16 protein-coding genes are annotated in these 14661 nt (G+C 40.1%); 13 read left to right on the top strand and 3 right to left on the bottom strand.

Going from position 1 to position 14661, the window contains the following annotated elements; translation table 11 throughout:
* Position 1 precedes the first annotated feature (1 nt).
* From bioD to GSM42_RS04055, 3 genes are all read right to left on the bottom strand, one after another.
* On the bottom strand, positions 2-712 hold the full coding sequence (gene bioD / locus GSM42_RS04065; RefSeq protein ID WP_160800263.1) for a dethiobiotin synthase: 711 nt from the start codon (positions 710-712) through the stop codon (positions 2-4).
* The gene (gene bioA, locus GSM42_RS04060) at positions 705-2054 is read right to left on the bottom strand and encodes an adenosylmethionine--8-amino-7-oxononanoate transaminase (protein WP_160800262.1); all 1350 of its coding nucleotides are present in this window, start codon (positions 2052-2054) and stop codon (positions 705-707) included. Before bioA ends, bioD begins: the two co-directional genes overlap by 8 nt.
* 182 nt (positions 2055-2236) lie before the next feature.
* Positions 2237-3658, bottom strand: coding sequence for an MATE family efflux transporter (locus GSM42_RS04055; RefSeq protein WP_160800261.1), 1422 nt, complete (start codon positions 3656-3658; stop codon positions 2237-2239).
* Between the two features lie 213 nt (positions 3659-3871).
* Between GSM42_RS04055 and upp the strand changes: the two genes are divergently transcribed.
* The 13 genes from upp to GSM42_RS03990 all read left to right on the top strand — a co-directional run bounded on the left by upp (position 3872) and on the right by GSM42_RS03990 (position 14660).
* The gene (gene upp / locus GSM42_RS04050) at positions 3872-4501 is read left to right on the top strand and encodes a uracil phosphoribosyltransferase (RefSeq protein WP_160800260.1); all 630 of its coding nucleotides are present in this window, start codon (positions 3872-3874) and stop codon (positions 4499-4501) included.
* Positions 4502-4719: 218 nt separating this feature from the next.
* On the top strand, positions 4720-4935 hold the full coding sequence (locus GSM42_RS04045) for an AtpZ/AtpI family protein (protein WP_160800259.1): 216 nt from the start codon (positions 4720-4722) through the stop codon (positions 4933-4935).
* Between the two features lie 8 nt (positions 4936-4943).
* On the top strand, positions 4944-5318 hold the full coding sequence (locus GSM42_RS04040) for an ATP synthase subunit I (RefSeq protein WP_160800258.1): 375 nt from the start codon (positions 4944-4946) through the stop codon (positions 5316-5318).
* Positions 5319-5327: 9 nt separating this feature from the next.
* Positions 5328-6065: a F0F1 ATP synthase subunit A gene (gene atpB, locus GSM42_RS04035; protein ID WP_160800257.1), complete on the top strand. Its 738-nt coding sequence runs from the start codon at positions 5328-5330 to the stop codon at positions 6063-6065.
* 22 nt (positions 6066-6087) lie between these two features.
* Complete coding sequence (atpE, locus tag GSM42_RS04030) at positions 6088-6312, top strand: F0F1 ATP synthase subunit C (RefSeq protein WP_160800256.1); 225 nt, start codon at positions 6088-6090, stop codon at positions 6310-6312.
* Positions 6313-6516: 204 nt separating this feature from the next.
* The gene (gene atpF / locus GSM42_RS04025) at positions 6517-7005 is read left to right on the top strand and encodes a F0F1 ATP synthase subunit B (RefSeq protein WP_237446457.1); all 489 of its coding nucleotides are present in this window, start codon (positions 6517-6519) and stop codon (positions 7003-7005) included.
* Positions 7002-7532 (top strand): F0F1 ATP synthase subunit delta, encoded by a 531-nt coding sequence (locus tag GSM42_RS04020; RefSeq protein WP_160800255.1) that lies wholly within the window; start codon positions 7002-7004, stop codon positions 7530-7532. The genes atpF and GSM42_RS04020 overlap by 4 nt, the downstream gene beginning before the upstream one ends.
* A 21-nt stretch (positions 7533-7553) precedes the next feature.
* Positions 7554-9068 (top strand): F0F1 ATP synthase subunit alpha, encoded by a 1515-nt coding sequence (gene atpA, locus GSM42_RS04015; RefSeq protein ID WP_160800254.1) that lies wholly within the window; start codon positions 7554-7556, stop codon positions 9066-9068.
* A 39-nt stretch (positions 9069-9107) separates the two neighbouring features.
* Complete coding sequence (gene atpG, locus GSM42_RS04010) at positions 9108-9977, top strand: ATP synthase F1 subunit gamma (RefSeq protein ID WP_160800253.1); 870 nt, start codon at positions 9108-9110, stop codon at positions 9975-9977.
* Positions 9978-10001: 24 nt separating this feature from the next.
* Complete coding sequence (atpD, locus tag GSM42_RS04005) at positions 10002-11402, top strand: F0F1 ATP synthase subunit beta (RefSeq protein ID WP_160800252.1); 1401 nt, start codon at positions 10002-10004, stop codon at positions 11400-11402.
* Positions 11403-11417: 15 nt separating this feature from the next.
* Positions 11418-11813, top strand: a complete 396-nt coding sequence (locus GSM42_RS04000) for a F0F1 ATP synthase subunit epsilon (RefSeq protein ID WP_160800251.1) — start codon at positions 11418-11420, stop codon at positions 11811-11813.
* 127 nt (positions 11814-11940) lie between these two features.
* Complete coding sequence (locus tag GSM42_RS03995) at positions 11941-13455, top strand: spore germination protein (RefSeq protein WP_160800250.1); 1515 nt, start codon at positions 11941-11943, stop codon at positions 13453-13455.
* Positions 13452-14660: a Ger(x)C family spore germination protein gene (locus GSM42_RS03990; RefSeq protein WP_160800249.1), complete on the top strand. Its 1209-nt coding sequence runs from the start codon at positions 13452-13454 to the stop codon at positions 14658-14660. The genes GSM42_RS03995 and GSM42_RS03990 overlap by 4 nt, the downstream gene beginning before the upstream one ends.
* Position 14661: the final 1 nt, after the last annotated feature.

Below are 14661 nucleotides of genomic sequence, written 5' to 3'. Positions count from 1 at the left end.
TTTAAGCCCCCCAGCCTAGACGGGAAATAAGTTTTGGAATGTCTACATGTGTTTGAATGGCTTGTTGTAATGTCTCAGGTGTAAAGCAATCTCCTAACCAAGGTACAGTTCCTAGTACAGGAGAACGTGTTATCTGTTCAATAAACCGAGCATTGTGTGGAACACTTGGGTCTATTTCTGTTTGTTTTAATCCATTTAAAATAAAGCCTGCTAGAGATAATCCGGACTGGTGAGCAACGAAAGCAGTTAAGGCAGAATGGTTTATTGTTCCCAATAGCGGTGGAGATACAACCATGAGGGGAAAACCAATATCACATGCTAAGTCAGCTATACAGTATCGTTGGCTTAAGGGTGTCATCAGACCGCCTGCTCCCTCTATTAGTACCACATCATATTTAGTCACTAACTGTTTCCATTGATCTAAAATGAAATACTCGTCAATATGTACTTGGTGGATTTCTGCTGCTAATTGTGGTGCGACAGGCTCAGGAAAGCTATACGTTACAATCTGTTCAATTGGGTCATCTACTTGCGTCCAATGTTTTAGACGCATTCCATCACTTTCTTTTTCATGAAGCAGGTGACCGCTTTGAACAGGCTTCATTACTCCTACGTGATAACCATATTCTTTAAGAGCCAAGGCTAGCCCAGCTGTGATAACCGTTTTACCAATCTCCGTTCCGGTGGCAGTAATAAAAATGCCTTTACTCACCTTCTGTTACCTCTTGAATTGCTTGATAGAGAATATATAGCATTTCGCGAAGTTCTTTTTTCGTAGCGATAAGGGGAGGAAGAAAAGTTATCACAGAATCTAAGGGACGTATGATTAAACCTAGTTCTTTTGCTCGATTGCATACTCGTTGTCCGATTATTTCCTGCAAAAGATATGGCTTTTTGCTTTCTTTTTCTTTCACTAATTCGATGCCAATCATCAAACCTAACTGGCGTACTTCTCCGACATGAGAGAGTTGATAAAATTCTTTTAACCATTGTGCAACCTGTTCACTTGTATTTTGTATATGTTCGATAATATTTTCCTGTTCATATAGATTTAAGTTTGCTAATGCAACCGCACATCCTAATTGGTTGCCTGTATAGGAATGCCCATGATAAAACGTTTTTTGCTCTCTATAATCTGCATAGAAAGCATGATAGATTTCATCAGAGGTTAGAGTAGCTGCTACAGGTAAATAACCTCCTGTTAGTTTCTTTCCTACAGTCAAAATGTCAGGTTCTATCGCTTCATGTTCACAAGCGAACATTTTCCCTGTTCTTCCAAACCCAGTAGCCACTTCATCCACCATTAACAAAATATCGTACTTACGGCAAAGCTTTTCTACTTCTGTCAAAAATCCTTTTGGGGCTGTGATAATGCCGCTTGCTCCTTGGACCATTGGCTCTACAATTAACCCCGTAATTTGGTCAGCCTTCTCTTCTAACTTTTTCCGAAGTTCAGCTAAACATGTTTCTATGCATTGCTGTTCGGTGCCAGGAAACCGATAAGGATATGGATAAGGAACTTTTTCAGTTTGAAATAATAACCGATCAAACGCATGATGAAAAGCAGAAATTCCACCAACACTCACGGCGCCGACGGTATCTCCGTGATATCCATTAATCATACTGAGAAAAACTTGTTTCTCTGGTTTTCCTCTGTGTTTCCAGTAGAGAAAGGCCATTTTCAAAGCAATTTCTACAGCTTCTGCTCCACTATCTGAAAAAAATACTTTTTGTACACGATGAGGAGTTATCTGTACTAGACGTTCAGCTAATAAAATTGCTGGTACATTGGCCATGCCTAGTAAAGTCGAATGGGCGATCTGGCTCAATTGCTCTAAGAGTGCATTATTTAATTCTTTGCGGTTGTGTCCAAATACGTTCAGCCATAATGACGAATTCCCGTCATAATACTCTTTGCCTTGAACATCAATAAGTTTTACGCCCTTTCCTCGCTCTATGATCAATGGTTTTTCTCGCAAATATTCCTTCATTTGTGTAAAAGGATTCCATAGGTATTGTTGGTTCTTTTGTAATAATGCCTCATATTTTTCCAAGTCTCACACCCCAATTGTAAACCTATTTTTTTTATTGGTTTACAATTGGGAATATAACAGAACTTTCTTGACGCAACAAGAGGGAATTTTCATTGTTGTAGTTTTTTAATCCATTTTTTAATGACAAATGACTGCGCCCCTCTCGTAGAACAAGAGGGGCGTTTTTGGAAATGAAACTTTTTCTATATGGGTTGTTTAGAATGAGCAATCCACCTGTCTGAGTAAAAGTACCATCCCACAATAGCTGCTTCCAGCGATTGGTACAGGATATATGTTGCGGCAACTGCCCACAGAGACATATATTTCCAGGCAAGGATCATGGAAATACACCAGATGAGATTACTGATGAAACTACTCAACATGATGATTTTATTTTCTTGGATTCCTTTTAGTGCACGAGCGGCCACATTGTAAATGACCCCCGCTACACCAACCAATACATAGACGAAGATCCATTGGTGTGTGGTTGTGATCATTCGCTGATCATCAGTAAAAAGCCTTGCAATCTGTTTTCCGAAGAGAAAAACTCCGCTGAGGGTGACACAAGCAGTAAGAATGCCTGCTTTCAGCATACTCGTAGTGTACTGCTTGACTCTGTTGTACTCGCTGTCACCGTAGACGTGGGGGACAAATCGACTTACGGACACATAAAATCCCCAAAAAATTGCAGAAGGAACCGACATAATTTCCGCCGCAATTCGCTGCGAAGCAAAGACTATATCTCCGTAACTTCGCAAAATGTACCACAGCAACGCTGCATTCATTTGATAGAACACCATGTCAGCCATCAGAGGAATCGCGTTACGAATGACATCTTTTTGAACAGCCCAATTAGGGCGAAGGGAGGTGAGATTTTTTTGAAATGCCGTTTTCCGAAGAAAATAGGTCATATAAATGAGCCCTACGATCTCTCCAAGGATCGATGCCCACGCAACACCCACTACTCCAGTGTCTAGAAAATAGATTCCTCCATAACTGAGCAACAGGTGCGATCCATTTCGGATGATCCCGGCTTGAGAAGACCAATTGGCATGACCGATTCCCTGCAATGTTCCTTCCATTGTGCCGGAGAGGGAGAGCAGCCAGATTGATCCAATCATCAGTTGGCAGTAAAGAGCACCTTCAAGTGCTACTGAATCACTCGCTCCCGTTAGCTGAAGGATTTCGCTTGGGAAGACAAGTGCAAGTCCACTTACTAGAAATCCAAAAACCATAGAAAACAACAATGCTTGAACTGTGATCGTCTGTACGAGCACTGTCTGTTTATCTGTCTGTTTGCATTGCGCTTTCAAGACAACCAAGCTTTTTGGTAGATTCTCTTTCTTCTCGCTTGTGCACTGACTAATCAGGGGCGTGGTTACAGCACGAAGTTGCTGATCGATTGCCAAGAAGATGAGTGTTACCATAAAGGTACATGTAACAATCAGAATAGTTTGGATGCCCAGATGAGCGACAAGCAACATGTTGATAAAACCTGTTACTGTTTTCGAGAGCTGTCCTGCACCAGCCCATCCAGCTGTTTGCAGCATCTGGTATGTTCGCGAATTCTGAACCACTGTATCCCTTATCTGTAGTTGGAATATTTCTTTTATAGAATCGTGCATCAGGAGAGTGTTCCTCCATTTAAATTCATATTAATCTAAAAGTGTTATATTTGGAATAAATGAGACGCAACATTCTAATATTTTTTAATAGATAGGAAGTTAGTCGAAGCTAGTAATTTTCTTTCAAAAGTCCTATATTCATTAAGGGGCTTTTTTTAGGTATGGAAAAAAGTACATCGTCGATAATGGATACAAGAAAAGAGGAATGAGAAAATGAGCAATGTATACGTTTTTGATCACCCATTGATTCAGCACAAATTGACGTATATTCGGGATAAAAATACAGGGACCAAGGAATTTCGAGAGTTGGTAGATGAAGTAGCTACGCTGATGGCTTATGAGATTACACGGGACTTACCACTAAAAGAAGTGGAAATCGAGACACCTGTGACCACTACGACGTGTAAAATGATTGAAGGAAAGAAAATAGGATTGGTGCCTATCTTGCGTGCAGGATTAGGGATGGTAGATGGGGTATTAAAACTGATTCCAGCGGCAAAAGTAGGTCATATTGGTCTGTATCGTGATCCGGCAACGCTAGAGGCTGTTCAATACTATGCGAAAATGCCGTCTGATATTGGAGAACGTGATTTAATTGTCATCGATCCTATGCTGGCAACAGGCAGTTCTGCATCTGTAGCGATCAACGAGTTGAAAAAAATCGGTGCGACTAGTATGAAATTTATGTGTTTGATTGCAGCACCAGAAGGAATTGCGAGGTTACAGGAAGATCATCCAGATGTAGACATTTTTGTAGCAGCAGTGGATGAAAAATTAAACCATAAAAGCTATATTGTACCAGGTTTGGGAGATGCAGGGGATAGGCTGTATGGGACTAAGTAATTTTTTTCACTAAATTTACATTGATTTTACACGGTTTATTCAATCATATTGCGAATGTGTGACGAATTATTCACATTCTGGCGTACGAAAGCGTTGACAATGAAAGAAGGCATCCGGTAGTATTAGCAGGGGAAACGACTTATTGAGACTGATACCCTTGAACCAACAATTTTTTCACCAATACCCCATTAAATACCTTTATCTAGGGGGTTTTCCGTGTGAATCGAGATAAAAGTACGTTACGTCTGGTAGCGATGGTTGGTTCTATGGGTACGGAAGTGATTATCCTCGCTGTTGGTGGCGCTTGGTTAGGGAAACTGGCAGACGATACTTGGCATACCAAGCCTTTATGGCTTCTTATGGGCCTAGTTGTAGGTCTTTTGATCGGTTTTGTCAGTGCTGCCTTCACGTTAAAAGCTTTTTTAAAGGAATGACTTCCCTCATGAAATCAAAATTAACCACTCGCCGTCGCGTGATGGTCCTCACTACTGGACTCCTCATCGTGTTTCTGATCATGGTTTTTCTAACCCCATACCGTGCTTTTTTTTGCGGACTCCTCTTGGGGACATCTGTTAGTCTGTACAACTATCTCTATTTATTTTGGAAACTGAAGTTAGTTGTAGAAAGTGTGCAAACAGGCAATAGAGTTAGAGGAACAGGAATGGTCAATCGTTTCTTGGTGGTAGTTTTTGCTATGATAATAGCTGCTAGATTTCCAGATACACTGGATGTCAGAGGTGTACTTGTAGGGCTACCACTATGCTATATCCTATCTATCTTCTCCTACTTTACTACTCCTAAAGCACAAAGGGGGTGACTACACAGAATGGAATTAACACCTAAGGTAACTTTTCTCGGTTTAACATTTGATTTAGCTGTCATATTCGGTTCACTTTTATCTGCTGCTATCGTACTCATTGTTACTATACTCGCTACTCGTGGACGTAAAATGAGACCAGGTAAACTACAAAATTTAGTGGAGATGGTTATCGATTTTAGCCGTGGGATAGCTCGCATGAGTTATGATGACCGTACAGCAGAGAAATATCTTGGTTTCACCTTTTCACTCTTTTTGTTTATCTTGATCGCAAACCAACTCGGGGTCATTATGATGGTATCCGCAGAAGCACATCATGCGATTCCTTCACTAGGTATAACAGAAGAACTTTTAAAACAGTCTCATGAAATCTCTTGGTTAAAATCTCCTACTGCTGACCTGAACGTAACGATTTCCATGGCAGTTGCGGTTGCATTGTTTGCTAACTACATGGGATTACGTAAAAGTGTAAAAGGTTATTTCAAACACTTCTTAAGCCCACTTGGAGTTCTCCATGTGATTGAAGAGTTTTCGAAACCAGCGACACATGCTATGCGTTTATGGGCAAACATTTTTGCTGGAGAAGTTTTAATCGTTATCATGCTAACAAAAGGCCCGATTTACTTAACTGGACTTCCCATGTTGGCTTGGATGGGATTCTCGGTCTTCGTCGGAGCAATTCAAGCATATATTTTTACCGTTCTAGCCAATGTGTATATCGCACAAAAAATGTCATCAGATCATTAAACTTTTTAGGAGGAACATATAAATGGATTTGAATATTCTTGCAGGTGCAATTATGATCGCTTTCGCAGCACTCGGAGCAGCTATTGGTAACAGTAACCTTTTCGCTAAATATATCGAAGGTATCGCACGTCAACCAGAAAGCCAAAGTAAACTATTTGGTCAAACAATGATCTTATTCGGTTTGATCGAGGCTCTACCAATTATCGGTGTTGCACTTGGTATCCTTCTTCTGTTTGGAGTTATCTAAATCGGTTCATGTGTGAATCCACCCACAAATAATTTTGCGGGATCTAGGCAAATGGGGCGGGGGCACGTATTCTCCCGCTATTATTTCTCCTTAAGAAACGAACAGATTCTTATCGATGAAAATAGAAGAAAAGCTATGGTTTTACTGTTAAGGTATGAGCGGCAAACTAAGTTTTTCTAATAAAACCGAAAGGAGTGACCTCCTTTGTTAAGCTTAAATTTGGGTACAATGTTAGCTCAGTTGGTAATCTTTCTTATTCTGATGTTATTGGTTTCCCGGTTTGCACTTCGTCCGTTGTTAGCTACAATGCGTACGAGACAAGATCACATCGACGATCAGATCAAATCAGCTGAACAGCATCGTTTAGAAGCAGAAAAATTTGTAGAAGACCAAAAAGCTGCTTTGCAACAGGCTCGCGAAGAAGCAAAGGAAATCGTAGAACGCGCGAAAGTCCAAAAAGAACGTGAAGCTGAAGAAATCATTCGTTTGGCCAATGAAAGAGCTGGACGGTTAATGGAAGAGGCGACGAATGAGATTAACCGTGAAAAAGAGAAAGCACTTGCTGCTCTTCGCTTAGAAGTAGGAGAGCTCAGTGTTCAGCTCGCTACAAAGCTGCTCGGTCAAGAATTGGACCAAGCGAACCAATCGAAATTGGTACACCGCTATCTTGAACAGGTAGGCAGAATACAATGAATGTAACATTGGTAGCGAAACGATATGGAAAAGCTTTGTTTGAAGTCGCCCAAGGACATAGTTTGCTTCCACAAGTAGGAGCAGATTTACAGCTTGTATCAGAATCGCTAGCGAACAAAGATATTGCAAATTGGTTGTCACATCCTGCTACATTAGCTGAATCAAAAAAGGCTATTATTACGCAAAACTTTCCATCTATCCAAACCATTACAAAAAACTTTTTGTTTTTATTGGTAGATGAAGGACGGGAAAATGAATTAACTGGTATTGCCTCTGAATACCGTAGATTAGCTTTAGAAGCTTCTGGTATGGCTGAAGCGATTGTTACCACTGCTTCTCCAATGCAAAACAATGAGAAAGCAGAGTTAGTTCAGACGTTTGCTGAAATGATTGGTAAAAAACTAGTTATTCAAGAACAAGTAGATTCAAATATATTAGGTGGAGTGGTTGTGCAAGTAGGCGATCGTCTTTACGATGGCAGCCTCAAAACCAAGCTCCTCCGCTTTCAAGAACGTCTAAATGCTTAGAGCATAGGGGTGAAAATCGGTATGAGCATTCGTGCAGAAGAGATCAGTTCGCTGATTAAGGAACGGATCGAAAATTATCAAGCGGACCTTGAAGTTAGCGATGTGGGTACCGTTATCCAAGTAGGAGACGGTATTGCCCGTGTTCATGGTCTCCAAAATGCGATGGCTGGTGAACTCTTAGAGTTTAACGGCGGCATTATGGGAATGGTTTTAAACTTAGAAGAAAATCACGTTGGGGTTATTATTCTTGGTCCTTATAGCGATATCCGTGAAGGAGACCAAGTAAAACGTACTGGTCGTCTGATGGAAGTACCAGTCGGAGAGGCACTTCTTGGTCGTGTAGTTAACCCTCTTGGTCAACCTTTGGATGGAAAAGGTCCAATCAACACAACCGAATTTCGCGCAGTTGAATCTCCAGCTCCTGGTGTTATTGATCGGAAATCAGTTCATGAACCAATGCAAACAGGTATCAAAGCGATTGACTCCATGGTTCCAATTGGCCGTGGACAGCGTGAATTGATTATTGGTGACCGTCAAACAGGTAAAACCACTATTGCGATTGACACCATCATCAACCAAAAAGGCAAAAATGTTGTTTGTGTGTATGTTGCGATCGGTCAAAAACAGTCTACCATTGCACAAGTAGTAGAAAAACTACGTCGCCATGGAGCTTTAGAATATACGATTATCGTAGCTGCTAGCGCATCAGACCCAGCTCCATTGTTATACTTGGCTCCATATGCTGGATGTTCGATGGGTGAATTTTTCATGTACAACGGTGGTCACGTACTCTGTGTATATGATGATCTTTCCAAACAAGCAGCAGCTTATCGTGAATTATCTCTGCTTCTTCGTCGTCCTCCAGGTCGTGAAGCATTTCCAGGGGATGTATTCTACCTGCACTCACGGTTACTAGAACGTGCAGCTAAATTATCCGATGAACGTGGAGGCGGTTCTCTTACAGCGTTACCATTCATCGAGACTCAAGCAGGGGACATTTCTGCTTATATTCCAACCAACGTGATTTCAATCACCGATGGTCAGATCTTCTTGGAAACAAGCCTGTTCTACTCTGGAGTTCGTCCAGCTGTAAACGTAGGTTTCTCTGTATCTCGTGTAGGTGGTTCTGCGCAAATCAAAGCAATGAGCAAAGTAGCAGGGAGTTTGAAATTAGACCTTTCTCAGTACAATGAACTAGCTGCTTTTGCACAATTTGGTTCCGACCTAGATCCACTCACAAGCGCTAAATTATCTCGTGGTGAGCGCGTAATGGAGATTCTCAAACAAGATGAAAATGAACCAATGCCTGTAGAAAAGCAAGTTATCTCCATTTACTTGGTTACCAAAGGCCATTTGGATGATATTCCTGTTGCAGATATCCGTCGTTTTGAAAAAGAATTCCATTCTTTCTTAGATGCAAGTCATGAAGATATTTTGGCTAGTATCCGTGAGCACAAAAAAATGGAAGATGAAAACGATGAAAAATTAAAAGCTGCGATTGCTAGCTTTAAAAAAGGTTTTTCTGTAACAGCATAAAGACTGAACTAGCCTGAAAGGAAAGGCGGTGAATCAACGATGGCAACAATGCGTGATATTAAAATTAAGATAAATTCTTTTGAGAAGACCAAGCAGATTACCAAAGCAATGAAAATGGTAGCTGCTTCCTACCTGCGTAAAGCACAAGAACAAGCGGAATCATCTCGTCCTTACGCAGATAAATTAAAAGACGTTATCATAAACCTCTCACAAGGTTCATCAGGTGTGAAACACCCGATGTTAGAATCACGTCCTGTATCGAAGACCGGTTATTTGATTGTTACCTCTGACCGTGGACTTGTAGGTGGATACAATAGTAATCTAATTCGTTTACTCATGGAAAAGTTAGGACAACGCCATAAATCCAAAGATGAATATGTAGTATTTGTTATTGGTCGAAAAGGATTGGAAGTCCTTCAAAAGCGTGAGGTTCCCATCATTGGACAAACAACAGGTATTTCAGCAATTCCTCAGTATGCAGAAGTGGTAAATATCGCAAAAGAAGCGGTTAGCAACTATGCTGATGGCAGTTTCGATGAGCTATATTTGCTGTATAACGAGTTTGTGAATCCTGTTGTCCAGCGTCCTGTGGAAAAACGTTTACTGCCACTTGCGGGTGATGAGTTAGTACAAGATGAAACAAAAACAAGCAGTACTGCTTATGAATATGAGCCATCGGAAGAAGGAGTACTTGCGGAGTTATTGCCTCGATATGCAGAAACATTGATCTATAATGCGCTTCTAGAAGGAAAAGCAAGTGAACATGCAGCGCAGATGAACGCAATGGAAAATGCTACGGAAAATGCAAATGAGATCATTGGTAAGTTAACACTTGAATTTAACCGTGCACGACAAGCAGCGATTACCCAAGAGATCGCAGAGATCGTTGGTGGAGCAGCAGCTTTATAGTTTTTTGTTAAGGAGGGAAATAAGATGAGTCTTGGACGTATTTTACAGGTAATGGGTCCTATCGTTGACGTTGAGTTTGGACGTGGACAACTACCTGAGATTAATAATGCACTAGTTGTTAAGAAAAGCGATGGAACTTCGCTAACTCTTGAAACGGCTCTTCACCTTGGAGACAACAACGTACGAACTATCGCTATGTCATCTACAGATGGTTTGGTACGTGGAATGGATGTAGAAGATACAGGTGCTCCAATTTCTGTGCCAGTAGGACGCCCATCACTTGGTCGGATTTTTAACGTATTGGGTGAGCCTATTGATGAAGCAGGTCCTGTTGAAGCTACTGAAAAACTACCAATTCACCGTTCTGCTCCAAGTTTTGAAGAGCAATCAACCGAACAAGAAATGCTAGAAACCGGAATCAAAGTAGTAGACTTGCTTGCACCTTATTCCAAAGGTGGTAAGATCGGATTATTTGGTGGTGCAGGTGTTGGAAAAACCGTCTTGATTCAGGAATTGATTAACAATATTGCTCAAGAACATGGTGGTCTATCTGTATTCTCTGGTGTCGGGGAACGTACACGTGAAGGTAATGACCTCTACCATGAAATGAAAGATTCTGGCGTTATCAGCAAAACCGCGATGGTATTTGGTCAGATGAATGAGCCGCCAGGTGCACGTATGCGTGTTGCACTAACTGGTCTTACTATGGCTGAGTACTTCCGCGATACAGAAGGACAAGACGTGTTGTTCTTCGTGGATAACATCTTCCGTTTTACCCAAGCAGGTTCTGAGGTATCCGCACTTCTCGGTCGTCTGCCATCCGCGGTAGGTTACCAACCAACCCTAGCTACGGAAATGGGTCAGCTGCAAGAGCGTATTACCTCAACCAAATCTGGTTCTGTAACTTCCATCCAAGCTATTTATGTTCCTGCGGATGATTACACGGACCCAGCACCAGCAACTGCGTTTGCTCACCTGGATGCAACCACCAACTTGGAACGTCGCCTGACTCAAAAAGGTATTTTCCCAGCGGTTGATCCTCTTGCATCTTCTTCTCGTATTTTAAGTCCAGCGATTGTTGGAGAAGAGCATTATAATGTTGCACGTGGTGTGCAGCAGATTTTACAACGTTATAATGAACTACAAGACATCATTGCGATTCTTGGATTTGATGAATTATCTGAAGACGATAAACAATTGGTAGCTCGTGCTCGTAAAATTGAAAAATTCCTTTCTCAAAACATGCACGTTGCGGAGCAGTTTACCGGACAGCCTGGAGTATATGTTCCAGTTAAAGAAACTGTACGTGGCTTTAAAGAAATCTTGGAAGGTAAGCATGACCATCTTCCTGAAGATGCTTTTTATATGGTTGGTAATATTGATGAAGCCATTGAAAAAGCAAAATCCCTTGGCGTAACAGTCTAGAGGGAGTGATATCACATGAGTAAAATGCATTTGGATATAGTAACTCCAGAGCGTAAAGTATACTCCAAAGAAGTAGAAATGGTTATCACTCGTGCAGCAAATGGGGATATTGGTATTCTTCCTCATCATGCTCCACTTGTGAGTCCTCTATCCGTTACGGTTCTAAGGGTAAAAGATGAAGGAAAAGAAGAGCGCATTGCAATCAGTGGTGGTTTTTTGGAAGTCCGTCCTAGTGGTGTGACAATCCTTGCGGAAACAGCAGAATTATCTAGTGATATTGATGTAGCTCGTGCGGAAGCTGCGGCTAGCCGAGCAAAAGGGCGTATCTCCGAACACGATGGAGATTTAGCACGTGCTGAGTTAGCATTGAGACGCGCAGTAAATCGCTTAGATGTGGCAAAATGGAAATAGAGTAAATTGGAAAGCACTTCCTTAACTTATAGGAAGTGCTTTTTTTTATTACCTAGAATCCTGTTAAAAAATGTAGAATTAACAAACACTACAAATCAAACACGAGTTATGAATAAAGGTGAGTACAATGAGTATCTTTGAGCGAATGAATAAAGGGAAAATGGACCAACCTACGAATCAAGATGAGGATGATAATAAACCTTTATTTTTAGATAACAATTTAGAACAATTAAAAGAAAGAATAGGAGTTAGTAGTGATGTCATAATTCGCCAGATTCGTTTTGGCAAAAATAGATCACTAAGAGCAGCTATTGTTTATATAGATGGATTGGCAGATAAAAAATCAATTCAACAAAATATCCTAGACCCATTGATGCTAGAGATCAAAGGAACAGAACTTGAAGAATTAATTAGTCTTGAGAATAATCCTCTTCAACTCTTAAAAGAATCAATACTTACGGCAGGAGATATCCAGGATATAGGGAATCTTAACGAGTTATTTGAGCATCTATTATCTGGGTACGCTATTTTATTAATCGATCAGAGCGCAGTGGGTTTAGCGTTTGGATTAAATGAGTCGAAAGAACGTGCTGTGAGTGAACCAACTACCCAAACTGTAGTACGGGGACCTAAGGAAGTTTTTTCTGAATCGATTGCAACCAATATCGTTTTGATAAGGAAGAAAATAAAGGATTCGAGACTTCAAGTAGAAAATCAATCGGCAGGGAAAGTAACAAATATAAGTTTAGCAATTATATATATTCGAGGATTGGTAGAAGAGAATCTCATTCAAGAAATTCGAAACCGTATAAAAAAAATTGATTTGTCAGGTGTTTTGGAAGGGGGGATGATAGAAGAATCTATACAAGATAAGAAGTTTACCCCATTTCCCACTATGTATAACTCAGAGCGTCCAGATGTAATTGCTGCAGGATTGTTAGAAGGGCGAGTAGCAATTTTAGTGGACGGTACTCCTTTTGTTCTTTTAGTTCCAGCAATTTTCTCTCAATTTATGCAGTCTCCCGAAGACTATTATCAGCGTTTTGATATAGGATCAATAATTCGTTTCATGCGATATATCGGACTTTTATTAGCTTTATTTGGTCCTGCGATTTATGTCGCGATAACTACTTTTCACTCAGAACTGATTCCATATCCATTGTTGCTCAATTTAGCCCGTCAGCATGAAGGGGTCCCTTTACCTACTCTTGGTGAGGCGCTACTTATGCTTTTGATGTTTGAAATACTAAGAGAAGCTGGCATAAGAATGCCTAGAGTAGTGGGACAGGCAGTATCGATTGTAGGAGCAGTTGTTATTGGTCAAGCAGCTGTGGAAGCAGGAATAGTAACTGCTGCTGTCGTGATCGTGATTTCTGGAACAGCGATATCTAGTTTTATAATTCCTTCAAGTAATATGGAGATAGCCATTCGTATTTTACGAGTTATATTTATGCTGTTATCTGGAATTTTTGGTCTCATTGGTGTCATGATTGGAGTCATTGCTCTTGTACTTCATTTGTGTAGTTTGCGTTCCTTTGGAGTTCCATACATGACTCCATTTTCTCCATTCATTAAGGCAGGACAAAAAGATGCTTTTATTCGTCTACCGCTCACACCTACGAACAAGGAGTTTAAAGAGTGACAAAAAATATCTTTTTTTTAGTCTTTGTTTGTTTATGTATGATCTGTACGGCTTGTTGGGATTCTAGAGAACTCGACGATTTAGCATTAATTACTTCCTTGGGAATTGATAAGATAAAGGATCAATATGTAGTAACCACACAGGTTGTAAATCCGGCTACGATTGCTTCCCAAAAAGGTGGAGGAAATCAGTCTCCCGTTGTTACCTATAAAACAAAAGGAAAATCTATATCGGAAGCAATGCAAAAACGAACCACCTTGAGTGATAGAGAAAACTATACCTCACAAATGAAGGTTCTTGTTATAGGAGAAAATCTAGCTCGAGAAGGATTAAAAGATATATTGGATTATTTTTCTCGAAGTAGAGGGACAGAACCAATTTTCTATATATGTATTGCAAGAGGAAATACTGCAGAGAATATTTTAGAAGTGATGACACCGTTTACACAGAATCCGGCAGATTTGATTTATGCTTCTATCAAAACTCAAATAAAAACAAAAGGTGCCGTTATGGGAAGCATGATGGATGATCTGATTTCCAATTTATCCAATGAAGGAGAAGAAGCTAAGTTAACGGCAATTGAATTGATCGAGTCAAAAGAAAAAGGAGAAGTAGAAGAAAATGTGAAAAAAATAGCACCCGAAACATTTTTAAAAATAAGTAACATTGGTGTTTTTCACCGGGATAAGCTGGTAGGTTGGCTTAGTGAAAAAGAGAGCATAGGACTAAATTTTATTTTAAATAAGATAGAAAAAACATATATAAGAATTTTTTGTCCTGGTCATTCTCAAAAAAGGATTATGTTAGAAGTATTACATACGAAAACATCTGTGAAGAGTAAGAGGCAAAATTCTCATCCTCTTATTCAGATTAAGGTACAGACAGAGATAAATATAAATGAAGTTCAATGTGAAAACTTACAGATAGATAATCCACAGACGATAAGAACATTGAATGTACTTGCTCAGAAAGAAATTACAAGAATAATCAAGTCTGTTATTTTCGCTGCTCAGAAAAAATACAAAACAGATGTACTGGAATTCGGCCGAGCAGTTTATCGAGATGATCCAGATTATTGGATGGAAAATAAGGAAAAGTGGAATCAGCAACTTTTTGGAAACATTCCCTCAAACATACAAAGTAAGGTCAATGTTACTTTTACTGGTATAATTAATAATTCTAATCTAAAAAAGATTAAGGAGTAAA

This window comes from Shimazuella alba (assembly GCF_009831235.1).
GTDB classification, from domain to species: Bacteria; Bacillota; Bacilli; order Thermoactinomycetales; family Thermoactinomycetaceae; genus Shimazuella; species Shimazuella alba.
This window is presented reverse-complemented; position numbering and strand designations above follow the sequence as displayed.

Excerpts from the sequence above, each read along its gene's own strand:
- GSM42_RS04040 (WP_160800258.1), top strand. The coding sequence starts at position 4,944 with ATGAAATCAAAATTAACCACTCGCCGTCGCGTGATGGTCCTCACTACT.
- atpG (WP_160800253.1), top strand. The coding sequence starts at position 9,108 with ATGGCAACAATGCGTGATATTAAAATTAAGATAAATTCTTTTGAGAAG.
- GSM42_RS04055 (WP_160800261.1), bottom strand. The coding sequence starts at position 3,658 with ATGCACGATTCTATAAAAGAAATATTCCAACTACAGATAAGGGATACA.
- atpE (WP_160800256.1), top strand. The coding sequence starts at position 6,088 with ATGGATTTGAATATTCTTGCAGGTGCAATTATGATCGCTTTCGCAGCA.
- GSM42_RS04000 (WP_160800251.1), top strand. The coding sequence starts at position 11,418 with ATGAGTAAAATGCATTTGGATATAGTAACTCCAGAGCGTAAAGTATAC.
- atpD (WP_160800252.1), top strand. The coding sequence starts at position 10,002 with ATGAGTCTTGGACGTATTTTACAGGTAATGGGTCCTATCGTTGACGTT.
- atpB (WP_160800257.1), top strand. The coding sequence starts at position 5,328 with ATGGAATTAACACCTAAGGTAACTTTTCTCGGTTTAACATTTGATTTA.
- upp (WP_160800260.1), top strand. The coding sequence starts at position 3,872 with ATGAGCAATGTATACGTTTTTGATCACCCATTGATTCAGCACAAATTG.
- GSM42_RS04020 (WP_160800255.1), top strand. The coding sequence starts at position 7,002 with ATGAATGTAACATTGGTAGCGAAACGATATGGAAAAGCTTTGTTTGAA.
- GSM42_RS03995 (WP_160800250.1), top strand. The coding sequence starts at position 11,941 with ATGAGTATCTTTGAGCGAATGAATAAAGGGAAAATGGACCAACCTACG.
- atpA (WP_160800254.1), top strand. The coding sequence starts at position 7,554 with ATGAGCATTCGTGCAGAAGAGATCAGTTCGCTGATTAAGGAACGGATC.